Annotated in this window: 17 protein-coding genes; 12 read left to right on the top strand and 5 right to left on the bottom strand. The window is 43.9% G+C overall.

Annotated elements, in window-relative coordinates:
• Positions 1 to 45: 45 nt before the first annotated feature.
• Both leuB and kam1_RS07525 read right to left on the bottom strand, forming a co-directional pair.
• A complete protein-coding gene (leuB, locus tag kam1_RS07530) occupies positions 46 to 1,158 on the bottom strand; it encodes a 3-isopropylmalate dehydrogenase (RefSeq protein ID WP_039720509.1) in 1,113 nt (370 codons plus the stop codon).
• A gap of 33 nt (positions 1,159 to 1,191) precedes the next feature.
• Positions 1,192 to 1,740 carry a LeuD/DmdB family oxidoreductase small subunit gene (locus kam1_RS07525; RefSeq protein ID WP_039720510.1) on the bottom strand — a complete coding sequence of 183 codons (549 nt, stop codon included), beginning with the start codon at positions 1,738 to 1,740 and terminating at the stop codon, positions 1,192 to 1,194.
• A gap of 39 nt (positions 1,741 to 1,779) precedes the next feature.
• Between kam1_RS07525 and kam1_RS07520 the strand changes: the two genes are divergently transcribed.
• From kam1_RS07520 to kam1_RS07480, 9 genes are all read left to right on the top strand, one after another.
• Complete coding sequence (locus kam1_RS07520; protein ID WP_039720511.1) at positions 1,780 to 2,736, top strand: aspartate carbamoyltransferase catalytic subunit; 957 nt, start codon at positions 1,780 to 1,782, stop codon at positions 2,734 to 2,736.
• Positions 2,737 to 2,756: 20 nt separating this feature from the next.
• Positions 2,757 to 4,076 (top strand): dihydroorotase, encoded by a 1,320-nt coding sequence (locus kam1_RS07515; RefSeq protein WP_052250364.1) that lies wholly within the window; start codon positions 2,757 to 2,759, stop codon positions 4,074 to 4,076.
• A gap of 23 nt (positions 4,077 to 4,099) precedes the next feature.
• On the top strand, positions 4,100 to 5,311 hold the full coding sequence (gene carA, locus kam1_RS07510; protein WP_039720512.1) for a glutamine-hydrolyzing carbamoyl-phosphate synthase small subunit: 1,212 nt from the start codon (positions 4,100 to 4,102) through the stop codon (positions 5,309 to 5,311).
• A 6-nt stretch (positions 5,312 to 5,317) separates the two neighbouring features.
• On the top strand, positions 5,318 to 6,400 hold the full coding sequence (gene trpD, locus kam1_RS07505) for an anthranilate phosphoribosyltransferase (RefSeq protein ID WP_039720513.1): 1,083 nt from the start codon (positions 5,318 to 5,320) through the stop codon (positions 6,398 to 6,400).
• A 107-nt stretch (positions 6,401 to 6,507) separates the two neighbouring features.
• Positions 6,508 to 7,698, top strand: coding sequence for a S1C family serine protease (locus tag kam1_RS07500; protein ID WP_039720514.1), 1,191 nt, complete (start codon positions 6,508 to 6,510; stop codon positions 7,696 to 7,698).
• Between the two features lie 117 nt (positions 7,699 to 7,815).
• Positions 7,816 to 10,836, top strand: a complete 3,021-nt coding sequence (secA, locus tag kam1_RS07495) for a preprotein translocase subunit SecA (protein ID WP_039720515.1) — start codon at positions 7,816 to 7,818, stop codon at positions 10,834 to 10,836.
• Positions 10,837 to 10,866: 30 nt separating this feature from the next.
• Complete coding sequence (locus kam1_RS07490; protein ID WP_039720516.1) at positions 10,867 to 12,105, top strand: CinA family nicotinamide mononucleotide deamidase-related protein; 1,239 nt, start codon at positions 10,867 to 10,869, stop codon at positions 12,103 to 12,105.
• A 46-nt stretch (positions 12,106 to 12,151) separates the two neighbouring features.
• On the top strand, positions 12,152 to 12,814 hold the full coding sequence (aat, locus tag kam1_RS07485; protein ID WP_039720517.1) for a leucyl/phenylalanyl-tRNA--protein transferase: 663 nt from the start codon (positions 12,152 to 12,154) through the stop codon (positions 12,812 to 12,814).
• Between the two features lie 88 nt (positions 12,815 to 12,902).
• Positions 12,903 to 13,601 carry a lysophospholipid acyltransferase family protein gene (locus kam1_RS07480; protein WP_039720518.1) on the top strand — a complete coding sequence of 233 codons (699 nt, stop codon included), beginning with the start codon at positions 12,903 to 12,905 and terminating at the stop codon, positions 13,599 to 13,601.
• 156 nt (positions 13,602 to 13,757) lie between these two features.
• On the opposite strand, the gene kam1_RS07475 is transcribed toward kam1_RS07480, so the two are convergent.
• The 3 genes from kam1_RS07475 to kam1_RS07465 all read right to left on the bottom strand — a co-directional run bounded on the left by kam1_RS07475 (position 13,758) and on the right by kam1_RS07465 (position 16,833).
• Complete coding sequence (locus tag kam1_RS07475) at positions 13,758 to 14,510, bottom strand: M14 family metallopeptidase (RefSeq protein ID WP_039720519.1); 753 nt, start codon at positions 14,508 to 14,510, stop codon at positions 13,758 to 13,760.
• Between the two features lie 346 nt (positions 14,511 to 14,856).
• Positions 14,857 to 15,642, bottom strand: coding sequence for a nucleoside triphosphate pyrophosphohydrolase (gene mazG / locus kam1_RS07470; RefSeq protein ID WP_039720520.1), 786 nt, complete (start codon positions 15,640 to 15,642; stop codon positions 14,857 to 14,859).
• Positions 15,643 to 15,711: 69 nt separating this feature from the next.
• Positions 15,712 to 16,833 (bottom strand): DUF362 domain-containing protein, encoded by a 1,122-nt coding sequence (locus kam1_RS07465; protein WP_039720521.1) that lies wholly within the window; start codon positions 16,831 to 16,833, stop codon positions 15,712 to 15,714.
• A gap of 92 nt (positions 16,834 to 16,925) precedes the next feature.
• On the opposite strand from kam1_RS07465, the gene dnaG reads away from it, so the two are divergent.
• The 3 genes from dnaG (at position 16,926) to recA (ending at position 22,213) form a co-directional block, all read left to right on the top strand.
• Positions 16,926 to 18,701 (top strand): DNA primase, encoded by a 1,776-nt coding sequence (gene dnaG, locus kam1_RS07460; protein WP_039720522.1) that lies wholly within the window; start codon positions 16,926 to 16,928, stop codon positions 18,699 to 18,701.
• Between the two features lie 54 nt (positions 18,702 to 18,755).
• Complete coding sequence (gene rpoD, locus kam1_RS11140; RefSeq protein WP_039720523.1) at positions 18,756 to 20,633, top strand: RNA polymerase sigma factor RpoD; 1,878 nt, start codon at positions 18,756 to 18,758, stop codon at positions 20,631 to 20,633.
• Positions 20,634 to 21,172: 539 nt separating this feature from the next.
• A complete protein-coding gene (gene recA, locus kam1_RS07450; RefSeq protein ID WP_039720525.1) occupies positions 21,173 to 22,213 on the top strand; it encodes a recombinase RecA in 1,041 nt (346 codons plus the stop codon).
• Positions 22,214 to 22,227 lie beyond the last annotated feature (14 nt).

The raw sequence follows: 22,227 nt of genomic DNA, 5'->3' as shown, positions 1-22,227 counted from the left end.
TACTATACTTATTATAAAAAAAACTGCATTTTAAGATTTTTTTCTTCAGCTCTCTTGCTGTTTTTTCTTCTTGAAATTTGCTTCAAGCTTCTGAGCTACTTTTTCAGCGAACTCTTCGGTCGTACAATACGTAGAGGAGCCTTTCGCAATGTCCATCGTTCGATACCCATCTTTTAGAACGTCTCTTATAGCATCTTTTATAGCTTGGGCAGCTTCTTCTTCCTGAAAACTGTATTCGAACATCAGCGCTCCGGACAATATTTGTGCAATAGGATTAGCTATTCCTTTGCCAGCAATGTCAGGAGCGGATCCTCCGGCAGGCTCGTATAAGCCGAATTTGGTGGATCCAATGGAAGCACTGGCTAAAAGCCCAAGGCTTCCAGCAATGCCCGCAGCCTCATCACTAAGGATGTCTCCAAAAAGGTTTTCGCAAAGTAGGACATCGAACTGCGTGGGTTTTAATACAAGCTGCATGGCCGCGTTGTCTACATACATAAACTTCAGCTCGACCTCAGGATAGTTTTTGGCAATTTCCTTGACGGTCTTTCTCCATAACAAACTCGATTCCAAAACATTGGCTTTGTCAATAAGGGTCAAACTCTTTTTTCTCCGTAAAGCGATTTCGAAGGCGACTGTGGCCACTCTTTCAATTTCGGAAGTATCATAAACAAGGGTGTCGATTGCTCGTTCCCCTTGCTCAGTTAAAACTCTTCCTTTGGGCTGACCAAAATAAATTCCCCCTGTCAGTTCTCTTACGATGAGCAGGTCTACCCCAGAGGCTATTTCCGGTTTAAGGGGGGAAGCCTCGATGAGTTCTGGATAACAGGTAACTGGCCTGAGGTTGGCAAAAAGCGAAAAAGTTTTTCGTAGGGGAAGCAAGGCAGCTCGCTCAGGTTGTTTTTCTGGCGGCAGACTTTCCCATTGTTTTCCTCCTACTGCACCAAAAAAAATGGCTTGCGATCGCTTACAGATTTCCAAGGTTTCAGGTGGCAGGGCTTTACCCGTTGCTTCTATAGCCGTCCCTCCCACTAAGGCTTCTTCAAAAATGAGTTCAAAACCGTACAGATAGGAAGCTAATCGTAGAATTGGAATAGTGACTCGGACCAATTCTGGACCTATACCATCTCCAGCAAGAACAGCGACACGATAAGTTTTCATAAAGGATAAACAAAATTGAGACGCAATAGAAAATTAAGAGCGTGCGGGAATCATTCCCGTTTTTTTTGCATAGTTAAATATTCCACCTGCTTCAATAACCGCTTTGGCATCTCCAAGAGGCTTTAAGGGATACACCTGATCAGCCACCAACAGCGTCTCTGTTTCTAGGTCAACGACCAGTTCTTGGCCAGTCTCTATTTTTTCTGGAAATCTCTCTCCGATCTCATAAGGAAAAAGAACCCCTGTGGCAATACAGTTGCGAAAGAAAATTCTTGCATAGCTTTTGGCAATTACCACTCGACAACCAGCAGCAGCTAGAGCAATGGGAGCATGCTCTCGAGACGAACCACAGCCAAAGTTTTTCCCTGCAAGGATAATGGGATAGTCCGTCTTGGTTTTTCCTGCTTCGACAAACCGGAGGGGATAGAGCGATTCAGGCAATCCGCAAAGCGCATAGCTGCCCAATTTTTCGAGTTCTTCTGGAACCGTTGGGACATACATTAGATATTGTGCTGGAATAATTTGATCCGTATCGATATTATCCCCCACAACGTAAGCTTTACCAAAAATTCTTTTTGTCATTTTCTTCTTTATCTTCTTTCTATATTTTTCTCTAGATCAATGCAAAACTTAAAACTTGATGCAATAAAAAGAAAGTGGAAAAGAAAAGATTTAGTTTCTTTAGAAGCACTTGATTTGTCTGAAATCGAAGCCATTTTACTGGCGGCCAAAGAGTTTAAGACAATTCTAAAAGAAAACCTTCCTCTTCCTTTTTTAAATAGGCGTACGGCCCTGGCCTTAATGGTTGAACCAAGTACCCGCACACGGGTTTCTTTTGAAATTGCGGCTAAAAAACTAGGCATTTCTTTCTTATCGATTGACTACAAAACGAGTTCTATTCAAAAAGGCGAATCCTTGAAGGATACGGCTAAGAATCTCGAAGCCTTAGGGATCGATTTTCTCATCATTCGTCATCCAGCAGCGGGCTCTGCTGCTTTTCTGGCAAAACTCCTGAACATTTCGGTCATTAATGGAGGGGATGGTGCCCATGAACATCCAACGCAAGGGCTTCTTGATTTGATGACTATTGAAGAGCATTTTGGGACCGTCCGTGGGCTTAAGGTATTAATCGTTGGGGATATTCTGCATAGTCGAGTGGCCCGTTCGACCTTTTGGGCTCTTTCGAAGTATGGGGCAAAGGTGAAATTTGTCGGTCCTATCACCCTCCTGCCTAGCTATTTCAAAGATTTTGGGGCAGAGATTAGCTACAATCTGGATGAGGCCTTGCCTTTTGCTGATTGCATCATTCTGCTCCGACTTCAGCATGAAAGACAAAGAAAAGATCTTTTCCCTTCTATAGGCGAATACATTGCCTCTTATAGCTTGACTACAGAAAGAATGAAAAAGTGCAAAAAAGATGTTCTCATAATGCACCCAGGTCCGGTGGAAAGAGGGGTAGAAATGGAAAGCGAACTGGCTGATTCGCCCAATTCAGCCATTCTAAAGCAGGTAGAGAATGGTTTAGCCATCCGAATGGCTGTGTTCTACTTGCTAGCTAGCTACTTTGAAAATCGGTAATAAAACCAGGTTGGTACACAATGACAACAGAGGAGGCTTATTTAATTTCGGCTGGCCGGCTCATTGATCCGCTGCTAAGGCGCGACGAGGAGCCAGCTACTCTTTATGTAGCCGAGGGTAAAATTGTAGATCCTGCCAACTATCCCAAAGATTTTCCCTGGACGAAAATAGACGCGCAGGGTCTTATCATTCTGCCTGGATTGATCGATATGCATGTGCATTTGCGAGAGCCTGGCGAATCTAGAAAAGAAACGATAAAGACAGCCACGATGGCTGCTGCTGCAGGCGGAATAACGACTGTGGTGGCGATGCCCAATACTATTCCACCCGCCGATCATCCCGACACGATCGCTTGGATCCGTAAAAAAGTGGATAAGGAAGCGGTAGTAAAAGTCTATCCTACAGGATGTATCACTGAGGAGCGGTTGGGAGAAAAACTGGCTCCCTTTCAATCTCTTATTCAGGCTGGAGCCATTGCTTTAACAGATGATGGCAGCTGCGTTCAAAACGCCCGAATTATGCGCCGGGCAATGGAATATGCCTCTGTTTTAGGTGTGCCCATTCTGGATCATTGCGAGGATACGGCGCTATCGGATGGCGGGGTAATGAACGAAGGGCTATGGAGTACGCTGTTGGGGTTGCCTGGTTGGCCCAGTATTGCTGAAGAACTGATCGTTAGCCGTGATATCCTTCTTTGCGAAAAAACCGGGGCTAAAATTCATTTGCAGCATTTAACTACAGAAGGATCCATTCGGTTATTAAGGGATGCTAAAAAAAGGGGGCTTCCTGTAAGCGCTGAAGTTTGTCCACATCATATTGCCTTAACAGAATCTGCCCTCAAAGAGTATGATCCGCGCTTTAAAATGAACCCTCCCTTGCGGACAGAGAAAGATCGAGAAGCCTTGATAGAGGCTCTGGTGGATGGTACTGTAGAAGTCATTGCTTCGGATCATGCACCTCATGCTCTTTTCGAAAAAGAAGTGGAGTTTGAAAAAGCCCCCTTTGGAGTCGTCGGTTTAGAAACGCTGGTGGCAGTTTGTCTCAAAGAGCTCTATTTTTCGAAAAAAATGGATCTGATGGATTTGTTTGCTAAATTAACCGTAGGCCCCAGTCGAGTCCTTGGACTAGAGCCACCCTCCCTACGATATGGATCGGCTGCAGACCTTATTTTGCTAGACCTCAACGCTTCCTGGCAAGTCGACTCCACTGCCTTTTTTTCCAAGGGCAAGAATACACCTTTTGAAGGAATGCATCTAAAAGGAAGGGTTGTTTTGACCATGATAGATGGCAAGATTGTATGGAGGGAAAAAAGGCTAGTGGAGAAACAAAAAACGGTATAGAAAAATAGGTTGAACCCATAAAGATGAAAAAACAGAAAAAGAAGGCATGCTTAGTCCTTGAAGATGGTACGGTTTTCAGTGGTGAATCTTTTGGAGCCGAAGGTACAGCCATTGGAGAGATCTGTTTTAATACTTCAATGACTGGCTATCAGGAAATACTGACGGATCCTTCCTATCGAGGCCAGATTGTGTGCCTGACCTATCCAGAAATCGGTAATTATGGACTTTGTCCTTTTGACCATCAGTCCAGGGATATTCAAGTAGCCGGTTTAGTCATCCGTTCTCTTTCTCTGATACCAAGTAATTGGCGAGCTTTCTGTTCGCTGCCTGAATTTTTAAAACGGAAGGGAGTAATTGGGATCCAAGGAGTGGATACGAGACGGCTGACGCTACACATACGGGAAGCTGGGGTATTGCGTGCGGTCTTGACCACAGAAGACATGGAAAGGACTGAGGCGGTGGCATTAACCCAAAATTGGGACTATTCCAAAGTCGATTTTATAGCTCAGGTAACGACCCCAGTACCCTACCGGTGGGATGAAATAGAAGCGTTGACGCCGATCATTGAAGAGATGAAAGGGGTAGACGGCTGGGATGGCCATAAAAAGGCATTGATTGAAAAATGGAAAGAGAGGCTATCCCGCCTGGCCCCACCCATTTATCGATTAGCGGTCATGGATTTTGGCGTCAAGTTCTCTACTTTACGCTATCTTCGCAGTAAAGGTTTTGATCTGCACGTATTCCCAGCTTATGCGTCTGCAAAACGTATTTTAGAAAGCGATCCTGACGCCATTTTTCTCTCTAACGGTCCCGGAGATCCTGCGTTTTTCGAAACATTACATGCAGAAATTAAACCGCTTTTAGGAGCCAGGCCTGTCTTTGGTATTTGCCTGGGACATCAACTTATCGCTATTGCTTTAGGAGCGAAAACTTTCAAGCTGCGCTTTGGGCATAGAGGAGCGAATCATCCGGTAAAAAATCTCTTTGATTCGACCATCAAGATTACTTCTCAGAATCATGGGTATGCGGTTTGTGCTGAATCTATTCCTGATTGCTTGAAAATTAGTGAAATCAACCTCAACGATGGAACCATTGAAGGGCTGGTGCATAAGACTAAGCCCATTTTTTCTGTGCAATATCATCCAGAAGCTGCCCCAGGACCGCATGATGCGTTAGGCTATTTTGAAGTTTTTTTCAATAAAGTCCGGGCAAGTAAAATTTATCAGGTAGGATAAAACACGATGAAATGGCCGTTGCATGCCCTTACTTTCGAAATTAACTCTGGTAGGGAGTTGGATGAAGGGCAAGTTCAAGAAGCAGTAGCATGGCTATTGAATCCATCTTTTCCTGATTCAGAAAAGGAGCAGTTTTTGGTTTCCATGGCGCGTCGGGGAATGCGGCCCAAAGAATTAGTAGCGTTTGCTAAGGTCTTTTTAGAAAAGAGTCTGAAACTATCCTTTCAAAAGCACTGGGACAGTCTCCCCCTTTTTGATTGTTGTGGAACGGGAGGAGGGGGATTGTCGCTGTTCAATGTTTCCACTGCCATGGTGTTCGTCTTGGCTTCTCTGGGAGTACCAGTCATCAAGCATGGGAATAAGGGGATAACAAAAATCTCAGGCAGTGCGGACGTTCTGGAAAAGCTGGGGATCGCCTATCGGCTTTCTCCAGAAGGGGTGGATCGGTCAATGAGGGAGACAGGTTTTGCTTTTGTTTATGCGCCAGATTATCATCCTAGCTTTATGCAGTTAGCTCCTTTAAGGAAAAGGCTGGGCGAAAAAAAGATACAGACCGTTTTCCATTTCCTTGGGCCATTACTCAATCCTGCTCGACCAATGGTGCAATTAGTCGGAGTGTTTCGAGAAGAGCATGTGGCTCTTTTTGACGCGGCCCTGGAGGCTATGGGGATCGAACAGCGGGTCATCATATATGGGCTAGATGAGCAATCGAATCCTCTGGGAGAGCTAGGGGTCGAAGGGTTAGGAAAAGCTTCAGGCATAGCTTTAGAAGAGCTACGGCCTTTACTGAAAAAACATGCTCTCAAAAGGGGGTATGCTCCCGGATCGATGGCGGAAGCATTGGTGCATTCTCCTCTAGAAAGTGCTCAAAAAATCGAAGCGATTTTCAGAGCTACCCTAAAAGGGTATGCCAGGGGACTGGTGGTAGCAAATTCTCTGGTAGGCCTCTTACAGTGGGGATGGGAAAGAAAAGTAGAAGACGCCCTAGAGGCTATTGAAGAAGCGATTGATTCAGGCAAAGTCTATAGAAAATTACAAGACGCAAGGAATTTTGCCATCGTGTGGCAGAAAGCCTCTTCATCTTATTAAAGCATTCAGAGAAGAAATGAATTTTTTATCGAGAATCTTAAAAAAAGAGCCTATCTTTTCTTTTAGCGTGTGGCAAAGCCTCAGAATGTAAACCAGGAAAAACTCTGATGAATTTTCTTCCCTTTGATTTTAAAGGTTGGTCTAGTCCTCTTTTCTCTTTTTCTCTCTATTCTTGTTTAGAACGGAAGCAGAAAGGAATCGTTGTTTTGGGCCTATGCTTTTTTTTCTTTCTTTCTTCCGGCTGGTCCCAAAACAAAATCCCTTATCGGGCCGAAGATGAACCCACGGTGCTAGTGGTGCAAAAGGTGATGCCTGCCGTAGTCAATATCAGCTCAGAAAGAATCATACAGAAAAGAGTACAGGATCCTTTTGATCTTTTCTTCGGCAGGTATTATAGTTATAAAGAAAGAGTCAAGAGTTTGGGCTCTGGGGTATTGGTCAGTACCGAAGGCTACATCATCACCTGTGCGCACGTAGTGGAAAGGTCCATCGAGCGCAAAGTCCAAGTGACGCTAAACGAAAAAAAGTCTGCAGTAGAAGGCAAAGTGTTAATCGTTGATCCCGCTGTGGATCTAGCTCTTTTAAAAATCGAATCTAAAACTGCCCTTCCTTTTCTTGATATTCAGAGTATCTCCCCCACGTTGCTTGGTCAAACGGTCATCGTTCTGGGAAATCCAGTGGGCTATCAGAATAGTGTTTCCAAAGGAATCCTCAGCGCGATGGACCGGACGATTGAAACCGATGAAGGCAGGATCGAGGGACTCCTACAAACGGATGCCGCGATCAATCCCGGCAATAGTGGCGGGCCAATTGTGGATATTTCAGGTAAGTTTGTGGGCATCAGTTCTGCTAAGTTTGCTGGAGAAGCGATAGAAGGGATAGGATTTGCTATTCCTGCTAAAAAAGTGAATATTTTTTATCAAGAGGCATTGTCCGAAATTAAAAACGGACCTGCCTCTCAAAAACCAGTAACGATTGAGCAAATCTTAGCTAAGAAATTTGGGCTGCATGTCCAAGAGATGAATAGGGAGTTAGCAGAAGCTTTCCATGTGCAGGAGGGAATGGGCTTACTCATTTCTGATGTAGAACCCAATAGCCCTGCAGCCAAGGCGGGAATCAAATCTGGAATGATCCTTTTAGCAATTGGCAACCGGAGAGTCGATGAATTGGAGTCCTATCCCATGCTGCTCAAGGATATTAAAAGTGGAGAAGGAGTCTTGATGACCATTATGGTGGTGCGGGAAAGCCAAGGGTTTTTCCTCAGTCAAACCTCTACGGTGCAGGTATTTTCTAGATAAGATTTTTGCTATTAGCTATCGAAGAGAAAAGCGTGTATTTTTTTCTAGATTATTTTACACATAAAATAAAAAAAGAGTTTTTTCTCTATTCAAGATTGTGGAATAGAAAGAAATGATATGATAAAGCAATTGCTTCAAAAAGTATTTGGCTCCAAAAACGAACGAGAGCTGAGCCGACTTTGGCCCATTGTCCATAAAATCAACGAGCTAGAAAAGGATCTTTTTGCCCTTTCTGATGAGGCTCTGTCCAATAAGACTTTTGAATTTAAAAAACGGCTTAACGCAGGGGAAAGCCTTGATGATCTCCTTCCCGAAGCTTTTGCTGTGGTAAAGCATGTATGCCGCCGGTTTAAGGAAAGCGGTAAAGTGGTTATTGTTCGCGGTCATCCGGTTGTTTGGGACATGGTCCCTTTTGATGTCCAGCTTTTAGGAGGCATTGTCCTGCACATGGGAAAGATTGCTGAAATGGCCACTGGCGAAGGAAAAACTTTGGTTGCCACTCTGCCTGTTTATTTAAATGCATTACTTGGTCAAGGGGTGCATGTGGTCACTGTCAACGATTATTTGGCAGCTAGAGATAGTGAATGGATGGGGGAGATTTATCGGTTTTTGAATCTAACGGTGGGCTGCCTCCAACAAGGACAATCTTATGAGGAACGCAGAGCGCAGTACGCCTGTGATGTTACCTATGGGACCAACAGTGAGTTTGGCTTTGATTATCTTAGGGATAACAGCATCGTAACGCAAAAAGAGGAGAAAGTCCAAAGAGGCCATTTTTATGCGATTATCGATGAAGTGGACAGTATCCTCATTGATGAAGCTCGCACGCCATTAATCATTTCTGGTCCTGCTACCGTTGGCGCTACTCAGGAATATAGTCGCTACAAGCCTCAAGTCAGCCGGCTTGTGCAACAACAAGTGATCGAATGCGCACGCATGGCTGAGGAAGTGCAAGGGTTGCTGAAGGATAAGGCTGCCAATAAAGAAAAAATTGGTCGACTCCTTTTCAAAATAAAGCTGGGTATGCCCAGGAATAAACAACTAATGAAATTCTTGGAAGACCCAGAGCTTAGAAGGTATGTGGATGATGCCGAGCTTTCTCTTTACCAGGATTCGCGTAGAACCGAGTTGTATGCCATAAAAGAAGAACTGCTTTTTTCTATTGATGAGAAAAACAACGAGGTAGACATCAGCGAAAGGGGAAGAAAGTTTTTAAATCCAACCGATCCTGATTATTTTGCACCTCCAGATTTAGCGGCTCTCTTCGATCAGTTAGACAAAAATCCTGGATTGGATGTTCAGGAGAAAGAAAAAATTCGGTTACAAGCCCAGCAAAAATATGAAGAAGCAACCGAAAGGATCCATTGCGTTTCCCAGTTGCTAAGAGCCTACTGCCTGTATGAAAAGGATGTCCATTACGTGATTCAGGACAACAAAGTTGTGATTGTCGATGAGTTTACAGGGAGGCTTATGCCTGGGAGACGATGGAGCGAAGGGTTGCATCAAGCTATAGAAGCCAAAGAAGGGGTACAAATTGATCGAGAAACGCAGACTTTGGCGACCATAACCATACAAAATTATTTTCGGCTTTATAAGAAGCTGGCTGGAATGACAGGCACCGCAGAGACAGAGGCCAATGAGTTTCATGATATATACAAACTAGATGTCGTGGTTATTCCGACGAACAAGCCCTGTCGTAGAATAGATTATGAAGATACCATTTTTAAGACGCGCCGGGCGAAGTACCAACATATAGTCCAGAAGATAAAGGAGCTGCATGCTAAGGGACAACCTGTGCTGGTTGGTACGATTTCCGTAGAAGCTTCCGAGCTTTTAAGTCGCATGCTAAAAAGAGAAAACATACCGCATAACGTTCTCAATGCCAAGCATCATCAACAAGAAGCTGAAATTATTGCGCGTGCGGGCTTACGTGGAGCGGTGACGATTGCAACGAATATGGCGGGAAGAGGGACGGATATAAAGCTAGGGGAAGGGGTTGCGGAGCTCGGAGGACTCTATGTTTTAGGAACAGAAAGGCATGAGGCTAGACGGATCGATCTCCAGTTGCGAGGTCGATGCGCCAGACAAGGAGATCCAGGGATCTCAAAGTTTTATATTTCTCTAGAAGATGATCTGATGAGGAATTTTGGGGATTCTAGGAAAATTGCTTCTCTTTTGACTAGTATGGGAATGAAGGAGGATGAGGAGCTAGAGCATCCATGGCTGACTAAGGCGGTGGCGGCTGCGCAGAAAAGGGTGGAGCAGAGAAATTACATGATTCGCAAACACACCCTACAGTATGATGACGTGCTGAATCTGCAAAGGGAAGTGGTGTATGGGTATCGCAACGAAATCCTTGAAACGGATAATCCGCGAGAAGAAATTTTTGCAGCCGTTCAGGAAGTGATCGAAAAGGAGGTCAAAAGCAGGGTTAGTAGCGGCGAGCATCCGGATTTTGTGGGGCTTACCCATTGGGTAAATCAGATGTTCCCGGTGGTGGTGAAACCGGAAGAAATTGAAAAATTGGGGACTGAGAAAGAGATAAGCGACTATATTTTAGATAAGGTCAGGAAGGCCTATGAATTAAAGATTAAATTTGAGAAAAGCGACGAGTTGATTTCTCTGGAAAGATACATTGTCCTTTCGGCTATTGACAAGCTGTGGCAGGAGCATCTCTACTCAATGGATGGGCTTCGAGGCAGCATTGGATTAAGAGCCTATGGGCAGAAAGATCCGTTGATCGAATACAAGCAGGAAGCCTATCTTCTTTTTGAGGATCTTATGGATCGAATCAAAAAAGAAATAGTCCATAATCTATTCAGATCAGCTTCTAGTGTTGTCGCTTTTGAACAATTTCTTTCTTCTTTAACCCGCAGTGAGCATACCAATCAGCTGCCGGCGGCAGTTCCTCCTGTTGCCCACGAAGAGGAGGAAGAGGGGGGGCAAGAAAAAAAGGCAGCCAAAGTAAGCTTGCCTGTAAGAAGATCCGGGCCAAAAATGGGAAGGAATGACCCCTGTCCGTTGGATCCAAGAAAAAAATTTAAAAATTGTTGTGGTGCCCAAGGAGCCAAATGCTGTTTAAAGATAGCGATGGATTATCCCTATCCAGAAGAAGGGCATCGAGAGGCTAAGAAATGAGCTTAGAGGAGCCTGGAATAGTTCCTTTTGATGAGAATTGAATTGATCAATACGGGGACAGAAATCATATTGGGATATAAGCCCAATACGCATCTAGAATTTTTAGCAAATCAACTCTTTTTCCTGGATGGAAAAATTGCTTTACAACAGACGGTAGGGGATGGGGACGAGCTGAAAGAAGTGATTAAAACTTCTTTTTATCGTTCCACCGTTACGATTGTTACAGGCGGCTTAGGCCCAACATCGGATGATTTGACAAGAGAGGCAGCGGCCGCAGCCCTTAATCTTCCATTGGTCTTTTATCCAGAAGTTTCGAAAAAAGTAAAATCCCAATATGAAGCCCAGGGTATTCAAGCTCCTGAATGGGCAGTGCAAAAACAGTCGTTTTTCCCTGAAAACTCTCTTATTTTGGAAAACCCTTATGGCACGGCTTGTGGCGCTATCATTGAAAAAGAAGGTCATTACTTAATCTTGCTTCCAGGACCACCAAGGGAACTCGAACCGATGTGGAAAAAAAGCGTTATTCCCTGGTGGAAAACGCATTTTCATTCCGAAAAAACCAACCGGTTAGTTTGCCGTATCATCGGAGTGCCCGAATCGGTCATACAAGAAAAAATAGAATCGAAATTGAAGTTAGCGGGGATAGAGGAAATAGGGTATTGTGAAAGCCCCGGAGAAGTCTCTCTAAGATTACTTTTCAAAGACCCAGCTGCTACAGAAAAAATTGCTCAGCTTCTGATCGAAGCCTTCGGCGATGATTTGTATACCCTAGAAGACCAAACGCTCGAAGAGGTCGTAATTAAAAATGCTGCCGCAAAGAATTTGAAAGTTGCTACGGCTGAATCCTGCACGGGGGGCTTGATAAGCAACAGGCTTACCGATGTTCCTGGAAGCTCAGCAGTCTTTACCCATGGTTGGGTGACCTATTCGAACGAAGCGAAAATCTCTCAATTGAAAGTCAACAGCCATCTCTTTTCTTCCGTCGGTGCCGTTAGCAGGGAAGTCGCAGAAGCGATGGCATTGGGTGCTTTGGAAGCAAGCGGTGCAGATCTATCCCTTGCTGTCACTGGCATTGCTGGACCTCAAGGCGGTACTCCTGAAAAGCCCGTGGGGCTTGTTTGGTTGGCCATCGGACGAAAAGGAAAACCGATAAGATCCTATGAACGGTTTTTCCCTTCCGATAGACTAACTTTTAAACGACTTGTATCCCAATTTGGTATAGATCTATTAAGACGATCTATTCTCGACAAAAATTTGCCTAAATGTTAAGAAAATTAAATGTTGCATTAATTTATTTTTTGTTAATTTTATAACCGTGGCAGCTGTCATTCTAAATATTTTTCGGATCCAATTTCCAGATGTAGCGAAAGCCGATCCCGATGGACTGGTCGCGGTGGGTGGGGATTTATCGATTTCTAGGCTGCTAGCGGGGTATCGTTCGGGCATATTTCCCTGGACCGATCGGCCACTTACGTGGTGGTCTCCTGATCCAAGAGCGATATTTGATATAGCTTCTTTCAAGCCTCCCAGACGCCTAGCGCAAAAAATAAGGCAAGGGCAATTTCAATTTTCTATCAACCAGTGTTTTAGCGAGGTGATTCAAAATTGCGCCAAGCCAGCCCCTGGCAGAGAACATACCTGGATCAGTCCACGGTTTATAAAAGCCTATACCGATTTGCATCGCTATGGGTATGCACATAGCGTGGAAGTTTGGTACAAGGGGATGCTAGCAGGAGGCCTCTATGGCGTTGCGATTGGTGGGTTCTTTGCTGGCGAATCGATGTTCCATAGGGTGACGGATGCGTCGAAAGCGGCTCTGGCTTTCACTATTGCCCATCTAAGAGAAAGAGGTTTTGTCCTATTTGATACGCAGGTTGCTACGCCGGTCACCCGGCTGATGGGAGCTGTGGATATTCCGCGCAGTGAGTATCTTCAAAGGCTCTCGCAAGCTTTAAAAGTTCCGACTAGCTTCGTCTAAAAACCTAAAATTTTTCGGGCAAAACTTTTCTTGTCATGGTCTTCAAAAAAGGCAAAAAATCGAATGGTTCGATTTTTTTGACTTTCCTATGAATCAACGTGCTAGAGATGGGTTTTTCTTCTTTTCCGGTGGCATTTGCAAAAGGATTTTAACTTTATCCTCTAAAATGCATATTCAGGGGCTAGATAAAATTCCCTTGAGCGGAGGCTGTCTGCTTGTTTCTAATCATATCAGTCATTTTGATCCCATCATCTTAGGCATGTATTCTCCTCGGCCAATCGATTATGTAGCCGATGGCAAACTGTTCAACGATCTCGTTCTTTCTCAGATTTTGACGAACCTGAATGTCATTCCAGTGGATAGAGAGCGGATGGATCCAAAAGCCGCAAAATCCATAGTCAGTCGCCTCAAAGCGGGTCGATTGGTTGGGTTATTCCCAGAAAGAGGGATCAGGCATGGGAAACATTCTATTTTGCTGGGAGCCAAACTTTCGTTGAGTCCAGCCGTTCTTTGTCAATTGTCCCAGTGCCCAATTTTGCCTACGGTCATTGTCGGCTCCGATCTTCTTTATCAGCCAAAGACCTGGTTTTATAAACCAAGAATATTCGTAAAATTTGGAGAACTGATTTATCCAGAAGCTTCGGAAAAAAGAGGGGAATTGACCAAAAGAATCCATGAGTATCTCCTTATGCTTTTTTGGCAGCTTGTAAAAGAGTATAATATCGATCCGTTTGAATGGCCTTGCTCAGCTCAGCAAAGGTGGAAGGAAAAACCTCGCCGTTTTTGAAAAAAAAAGCAATTCTTTAAAGCTCTTGGCTTCTCTCCTATCCTTTTGATGCGCTCTCTTTCTTTTATTGCCTCTAGCTAATAGGGATTCTGTGAGCACTAGCCTCGATGCTGGTCTTTGATCAAGCTCGCAAGGCAACAACCCGCTGTTTTGTTGCTAAGAGTTAAGTAATGAAAGCGCCGTATTGATCGCTGAGAGATGCGCCTGAACTCTTTTGGCAATATCCCATTCGGATGGGGTCTCGATTGTGTAGATTTTCTTGCAGCCTAACTGAAAATAAAAATAAATCGCTTCTGGATAGCCATTTTTTTCAAACCAACTTTTTTTGACGGGTCTAGAGAGGACGCCCCCATTGTGTTTTCGTCCTTCAATCTTGGGTCGGGTATCGATAGCACAGAGCTTCGATACTTCCTCTAGGATCTTTTTGCCTAAGCAGAGGTTTGCTGGAGTTTCATAAAGATAGACCCCGTGTGCATCGTAGTCCTCATGTAAAATCAAAGCTAAATCAAAGGGCGTGCGATTTTCTAAAAAGAGCCGGATTTCCTTGATAGGAGATAGATCAGCTTTGTGAAAAGCTCTGTTAAGATCGATTCCCTGCTCGTTTAGTCGACTGTTATGTTTCAGTCCCCAGGGATTGATAAGAGGAATCACAGTAAATTGGTAATGGGAAGGAGCCGATGCAAGATTTTCCAACCATTCAATAAGAGCTAGCACACCTGCTGGTTCATCTCCATGGATGCCTGCAGAAAGATAGACATGTTTGGTAGAGGGGCTGGGTGCCGAAGAAAAAAGAGCTGTGATGGGATATTTGCCAATAGTAGCCAGGTGCTTTTTTTTCCAGCCCAGTTTTTTGCTGAGACTTGTAATTTTTTTCTGAACCCACAGTGGATCATGAAACGGTACTGTCATAACTAGAGAACATTTTGAGGAACTAGCCTCTTTAATAACAATTTTTTTTGTCCAGTTCGAAAATCATTAAAATATATAATAGAATTGGAAACTCGGGGCTGATAGCCACGCATCAGAAGCTATTGGCCTTTTTTAAGGAGGTAGCTCACACTCTTTGTTGACTAGTAGTTGAGCTATGGTAGCTAAAAAACATTGGCATCTATCCAGCTTAAAGCTACTCCGAAATAGTGCGCTACTGTGCCCGCAGCATGCAAATTCAATCTTTTAGTTATTTTAGCTTCCTTAAAGATACAATCAAGTCGAAAACGAGCAGGACAGAGCCTTCATTCTATCCTCTAACAGACCGTTAGGAATATTCCTCTTTGGCTCTTTCCCATAGCCTGTCCAGTTCTTCAGGAGACACTGGATTGGCTTTATCTTTGAGTTCTTTTTCGACAAACCGACATCTTTTTTCAAAAGTCAACAAGGAGGCTTTCATAGCTTCTTCTGGATCGATCCCCAGCAATCTTGCAAAATTGATTGCTGAAAAAATAAGATCGCCAATTTCTTTTTTGATCTTTTCTAGGTCCTTTTCCTTGTAGGCCTCTTTGATTTCTTGGAGTTCTTCTTCCATTTTCAAAAGGGGACCTTCTGGGCTGGTCCAATCCAACTGCATTTTGGAAGCTCTGGATTGGAGTTTTATGGCTTTTAGCAGGGGTGGTAGAAGAGATGGAATACCGTCGAACAAGCTTTCTCTATGCGGTTTTTCTGCTTTCTTAATTTTTTCCCAATGCTTATGGACCTCATCGGTGGTGGTGGCTGATTCGGTACCGAATACATGAGGATGACGGCGTATTAACTTGGTGCAAAGATCGTCTAGCACTTCCAAGAAAGAAAAGTTTCCTTCTTCTTGAGCTATTTGTGCATGGAAAAGGACATGAAGAAGGATATCTCCAAGTTCTTCTTTCATCGATGCCATATCTTCCGAGTCAATGGCTTCGATCAGCTCGTAACATTCTTCAATGAGTTTTGCTTTCAAACTCTTGTGGGTCTGTTCTCTATCCCATGGACAGCCTTGGGGCGATCTCAAAATGGTCATAATAGAAAGGATCCTAAGCAAGGGGTCTGTGGGCAGAGAGTCGTATGGATTCATGGCTGACTAAAAAAAGAGAAAAGCAACATTATAATACAAAAGCAAAGTCTTTCAAACAACAGTTTATCTTTAGGGAGGAAAGGAATTGCGGAGAACCTGAATTTTTCTACTGTCAGCTATACCAAGACCATATTCTTCAGCCGTTTGAATGTAATGGGAATAAGGACTCAGTGGGGGAATTCTTGCCGAACTCCTCCAGGCATCCATTTGAGGAAGCACGATGGAATCAATGGCGACAGGATCCGTACTCAAATAGATACTGCCAGTCACTACCGCATATTCTGGGCTGAACTGTGGGCCTCCAGCATACCCGGCAATCAATGCATCCATCACATGGAGGATGACCTTTTTCCTGACGATGGGTTGATCAAGGATTTCAGCGATGGCTGGATCCCCCCACACCCCTTCACCCTGGAACCGCCGCGTGTTATCGACCATTCCTAGAGCAAGCGAAGCAAGACAACCATTCAGTCCGATGTTGGGATTGTCGCAAAACACGGGCACGTTAATAATTTTTGAGCAGATCTGTGTGACAATTTTCGCATAGAAGGATTTATTGCTTACTCGTCTTTCAAGGCTGCTGACTGGAACTCCTTTTTCGTATAATTTGGCAACGTTCTCTTCTGAGTCCGAAGCCTGTTTCTTTTCAAATGGCGAAGGCTTGAGTCCTTGAAAGAGCATGTCTCCCCAGATGAGTTTGCCTAAAATTTCGTTGACATAAAAAACCTTTGGATCAAATCCAGTTTGGGGGATTACCGATTTAACCAGATAGCGGCTATCTTCGGTAAGCGGGAGATAGTTCGCGTTATAAAGATCATCTTCGTATTTATCCCAAACGATGATATGCTGGGAAGGAACCCCTGCTTCCATAAGACTTTCTGCTATGGCATTGACCAAAGCCTTTCTTGTGGACATGACGGTCCCTCCCGATGCGTTGATCTTTATGCCCACCACATCCTTTGAGCTGATATGAAAAAAGCTTGACCAGGCCTCTCGGCTGGAGGATTTCTGAGTGTAGGTTTTCAGAGCGGATTGAAACATCGCTTTCACTATTGAGAAATTAGCTTCATAGCCTACAACCGAAGCAGGATTTTCAACGATGAGCACACGGTGTTTTTCAGTCGTTTGGGCCCAAAGAGCAGGTAACAACAAAAGACAAAATTCAAGCAGTAAAAACCAAAAAGTAAGCATTTTAGAAAAGTCCAATTTTTAGTTCGGTTTTTTATTCATAATAGCGTAAAATAGATTGACACGAAAGCATAGGGTCATCATCCGACTTTGCGATGGATACAATCGGCTTCAAAGAATTTGTGGAAAGGGTACGTAAGGCCAATGACATCGTTGAGGTGGTGAGTGAATATGTGGTCTTAAAAAAAGCCGGTTCAAAGTTTAAATCCCTCAGTCCATTTAAAAAAGAAAAAACACCTTCTTTCTTTGTTGATCCGCAAAAACAACTTTTTAAATGCTTCAGTAGTGGGTATGGAGGGACGGTTTTTGATTTTATCATGTATTATGAAAAGCTCGACTTTTTAGGGGCATTGAAATATTTAGCCCAAAGAGCGGGAATTGCCTTTCCTTCTTCCTTTCGGTCTTCGGAGAAGACAGAAAAGCTATCCCTTCAGCAAAGGCTATGGGATCTGCACAGAGCCGTTGCCGAATATTGGACAACAATACTGCTGGAAGAGCCAGAAGGGGAAGTAGGAAGAGCCTATCTGAAAGAAAGAGGGATAGATCTAGAGACGGCTAGAACCTTTGGCCTCGGCTATGCCCCAGCTCGCTGGGATGGATTGCTCAGATGGGCTTCAGAGAGAAGTGGGTTTCTTGAACTGTTGGAACCTGCTGGTCTTATCGTCCGAACTGAAAATTCAAAAATCTACGATCGGTTCCGTGGCAGACTCATCTTCAGGATCTCTGATGAAACTGGAAAAATTGTAGGCTTTAGTGGCAGGCTTATTGGAACGGATCAGGGTCCTAAATATTTGAATTCTCCGGAAAGCCCGATTTTTTCGAAAGGCAAAATTCTCTACGGGCTCAATGTAGCAAAAAAAGCGATTGTGGAGTCTGACAAAGCGATACTGTGCGAAGGCCATATCGATCTGATCCGACTGCATGCCTCTGGATTTCCCACCGCTGTTGCCACGCAAGGTACGGCCCTAACCGATTACCAAGCTGCTCTGTTGAAGCGGTTTTGTTCGGAAGTGATAGTCGCCTATGATGGGGATAGGGCTGGAGAGGATGCGGCAGTCAGAGCACTGGATATCCTTTTGGAAGAAGGGCTTGAAGTGAAAGTGGCGCAGCTTCCAACTGGAGAGGACCCAGATAGTCTCATTGCAAAAGGTGGCCGAGCCGCTTTCGAACGGATCCTTGCCACCGCTCTGCCTTATCCCTCCTTCGTTTTGAACAAGGCTGCTATAGAGTATTGCCCACAGACTGCTGTAGGGAAAAGTAAAATTGCTGAAAAGATGGCTCGACTCATTGTCAAAATCAATGATCCCATACGTAGGCACGTTGCTAGTCTAGAAGTTGCTGCCCGGATTGGAGTCAGTGTGGAAGCCTTTGAAAAAAAAATAGAACAGACGCTACTTGCTCAACGCGATAGCCAGAAAGCAGTCGAAGAGAAGAGATGGGTAGAAAACAGTATTAGTCCAGCGGTTTCAGAAACGATCTGGTTTTTAATAGAAAATCCCGAGTATGTGCCGCGGTTCCAAGAAGCTCTGCCTCCGGAGGCGTTGAAGGAGATTCCTGGAGGAGAGCTTTTGGCAAAACTGTACAGAGTGGATGCTGAGAGAGAGCAGAACGGAACAACCAATTTTTTGGAAATGCTTTCTCAAGAAGAAAGGGAAAGTGTCGTTTCTTTTTTGTTTCAACTCCAGCAGGAACAACAGGAGGATTATTCTAAAGAAGAACATTTTTTGATGCTAAAAGAGCGGCTTTCTTCGTTATGGTGTCAGCACCGAATAGAAAAAATAAGGCTACAAATCGCTTCTGAAAAGCTATCCTCAGAAGAAATTTCAGCAAAATTAAAGGAGATTGTTGACTTAAGGAAAAAGCTTCTATAATTTAACTACTCGTTGTCAAAAATGTCCAAAGACTGATTCCAAAAGCTCTTCTCTATGAAAAAGAAATCGAGAAAAACCAATGATGTTGTCTCTCTATCTTCATGCTGCTCAACGAATAATAATGGTTCATCCGATCCTTCCAACGATTCGGAGGGGAGGTACAAAAGGGAGGAGGGGGCTGAAAAATGCCTGGATGGTTCTCCAGGAAATTATCCGACTGACAAACAGTGCTCAACGAAACTACTCGTTTTAGAAGACCGTCAGATTGCCTCGAGGCTTGCTAAAATATGGGAAGAGTATCCAGACAGGCAGGAAAAGCTACGCTCTTTGATTAAGCTAGCCAAGGAACAGACTTATCTCACTTACGATGACATTAATGAAGCTCTTTCTGATAGCATTAACAATCCCGAAGAAATCGATGCAGTCCTCGACTTTTTAAGAACCCTAGAAATTGAAATTATAGACAGCTCGGATGTAGATAATGCCAAATCGGCTGTAGTTACTGACATAGAGGAAAGCGAAGGAAGAGAATCGAAGTTGGACATCGTTGATGATCCGGTTCGAATGTATTTGAAGCAGATGGGGCAAGTGCCTCTTTTGACAAGAGAACAGGAAGTGGAAATTTCCAAAAAAATCGAGCAGTCTGAAGCCAATGTAAAGAGCTGTCTGCATAGTTTCCATTTTATTGCGAAAGAATATTTAAATTTGGCAAAGAAATTGGGTCAGGGTAAGGAAAGATTTGATCGGGTCATTCAGGATAAACATGTGGAGTGTCGCGAAGAATATTTGACGAAGTTGCCCGAACTAATCGAACGGCTGGAATCTTATATAGCCAAAATAGAAGACTTATATGCAAAGTTAGTGAAGTTGCCGGAGAAATCCAAAGAAAGAAAAAGTTTGGAAAAAGAGTTCCAAAGAGCTAAGGGTTGCCTTGAGAAAATTTTTGACAAGCTATATTTCAAGCAGAAAGTCATCGAGGATTTCGTCCAAGTTAGCGAATCTTACTATCAAGAAGTACTGAAGTTAGAAAAAGAAAAAGAAGCTTTAGAAAAAAGTGAGTTGGACCCTGAAGCAAAAGAAAAAGAATGTAAGCAACTCAGCTTGAAATTTGAACAGTTAGAACATCAAATCCATTTGCCACTCGATCTTTTCAAAAAGAAGCATGAAGAATTAAAACAATGGCTTAACGAGGCTCTAAAGGCAAAAAGCTGCATGGTTGAAGCAAACTTGCGACTAGTCATCTCTATAGCCAAAAAATATAGCAACAGAGGCCTTTCTTTCTTGGATTTAATTCAGGAAGGAAATATGGGCCTTATGAAAGCAGTTGAAAAATTTGAATACCGCAGGGGCTATAAATTTTCGACGTATGCGACCTGGTGGATTCGGCAGGCGATCACACGGAGTATTGCTGACCAGGCGCGGACAATTCGTATTCCTGTGCACATGATCGAAACGATCAATAAATTGATGCGCGTTCAAAAACAACTAATACAAGAGCTTGGAAGAGAGCCTACCCCTGAAGAAATAGCTGAAGAAACGCAGATGAGCGTGGATAGAATCCGAGCTATCATCAAAATGGCACAACATCCCATTTCCCTTCAAGCTCAAGTGGGAGAAAGCGAAGACACTACCTTTGGAGATTTTATCGAAGATAAAGCTGCTGAAAATCCCTCCGAGATGACCGGCTATTCTCTGTTAAGAGAAAAGATTAGAGATGTGCTCCATACCCTCACAGAACGCGAAAGAACGGTGATCGAACAACGATTTGGGTTGCTTGATGGCTACCCTCGAACTCTTGAGGAGGTAGGCAAACAGTTTCGAGTAACACGGGAAAGAATCCGGCAGATCGAAGCCAAAGCCCTTCGGAAAATGCGTCATCCAACCAGATTACGTCATTTGAAAGGCTTTCTTGAAATCGATCAACTTTTTTAAAGCCTTTTCAGAAAATCATTGTTAATAGAAAAAAAAAGATGGGCTTTGAAGGGTGGGGTAGGCAGTTTTTTGCTGGATTAAGGAATCAGGGTGATATCTTGGCCACGGACCCAACGCCTTAGGGGTATACCGCCCGTAGCAAAGACTAGAAAAGAAGTAAAATGCTGAAGAAGCCTCTGTTTCTCTAGTCCCTAATGGCAAGCTTTTGGGTTAGCGTTTAGGCGGCTGTTGGAATTTAAGGAAAGGATGCGAAGTGGGTGAATGGGATGTTGGTTTAAAACTTCTATAAGAGTAATACCTACATGGACTTTTGACCTAACCCCATTCCAACTGACTAGGATAGTCTCACAGTGGAGACCTTCTGCCTGTTGGAGTACGCAAGCCGTTTCAGACAGTGATGAAGCAAAGGGTTTATGGGACTTAGGGCGATCCCCTAGGCATCACTAGCATAAACTTCCTATTTTGTTCTTTTGATTTCCTAAAAATCCTGTTCGATCTGGAGGAGAAATGCTAAAATAGGATAAAGGAGTATTAGAGTTATGGGAACTAAAGTTGAGGATAAATCGCCATTCAAAGATAAAAGCCTAGAGCTTGCGATTCAATCCATTGCCAAAGAGTTTGGCGAAGGATCGATCTTGCGGTTAGGGGATGATCGCTCAAGGCTTAAGATTGAAACAATCCCCACAGGTTGTTTAACCATCGATAGGGCACTTGGCGTAGGTGGCTTTCCTAGAGGCAGAATCATAGAAATTTATGGTCCAGAATCTTCTGGTAAAACAACCCTTGCCCTGACGGTTATTGCCCAAGCTCAAAAAATGGGGGGAGTCGGAGTGATTATCGATGTTGAACATGCTCTGGATCCTCATTATTGCCGGAAATTAGGCGTGAACATGAACGAATTGCTAATTTCTCAGCCGGATTCAGGCGAAGAAGCTTTGACAATCGCAGAAACGCTCATTCGATCCAATGCTGTGGATGTGATTGTGATCGATTCAGTGGCTGCTTTGACCCCTAGAGCCGAAATAGAAGGGCAAATGGGAGATGCAGTTATGGGAGCGCAAGCCAGACTCATGAGTAGTGCCCTTAGGAAACTGACGGCGCAGATTAGCAAGGCCAAAACCGTTTGTATTTTTACCAATCAGCTTAGAGACAAAATAGGAGTGATGTTCGGTAATCCCGAAACAACCCCTGGAGGCAAGGCATTAAAGTTTTATGCTTCGGTCAGAATTGACATTAGAAAGTTGGCTCAATTAAAGGGACCAGATGGGACGGTTTATGGGAATAGAACGAAGCTAAAAGTCGTTAAGAATAAGGTTGCGCCTCCATTTACTGAATGTGAATTTGATATTCTCTATAATGAGGGTATATCTCGGGAAGGCTCGTTGATCGATTTAGCTATTGAAGAGCAGATAGTCGAAAAAAGAGGCTCTTGGATTTATTTTGAAGGAACGCAACTTGGTCAGGGACGGGAAGCGGTTGTCAATCTCTTGAAGTCAGATCCCGTTCTGTGTGCTAAGTTGGAAGCGGCAACCAGAGAAAAAGTTTTTGGAGCCGATGCTCCTGTTTCCTCGGATAATTGAAAAAAAAGAAAGGA

The organism is Methylacidiphilum kamchatkense Kam1 (assembly GCF_007475525.1).
Taxonomy (GTDB): Bacteria; Verrucomicrobiota; Verrucomicrobiia; order Methylacidiphilales; family Methylacidiphilaceae; genus Methylacidiphilum; species Methylacidiphilum kamchatkense.
Note: the sequence above shows the minus strand (reverse complement) of the source record. Positions and strands in the feature narration are given on the sequence as shown.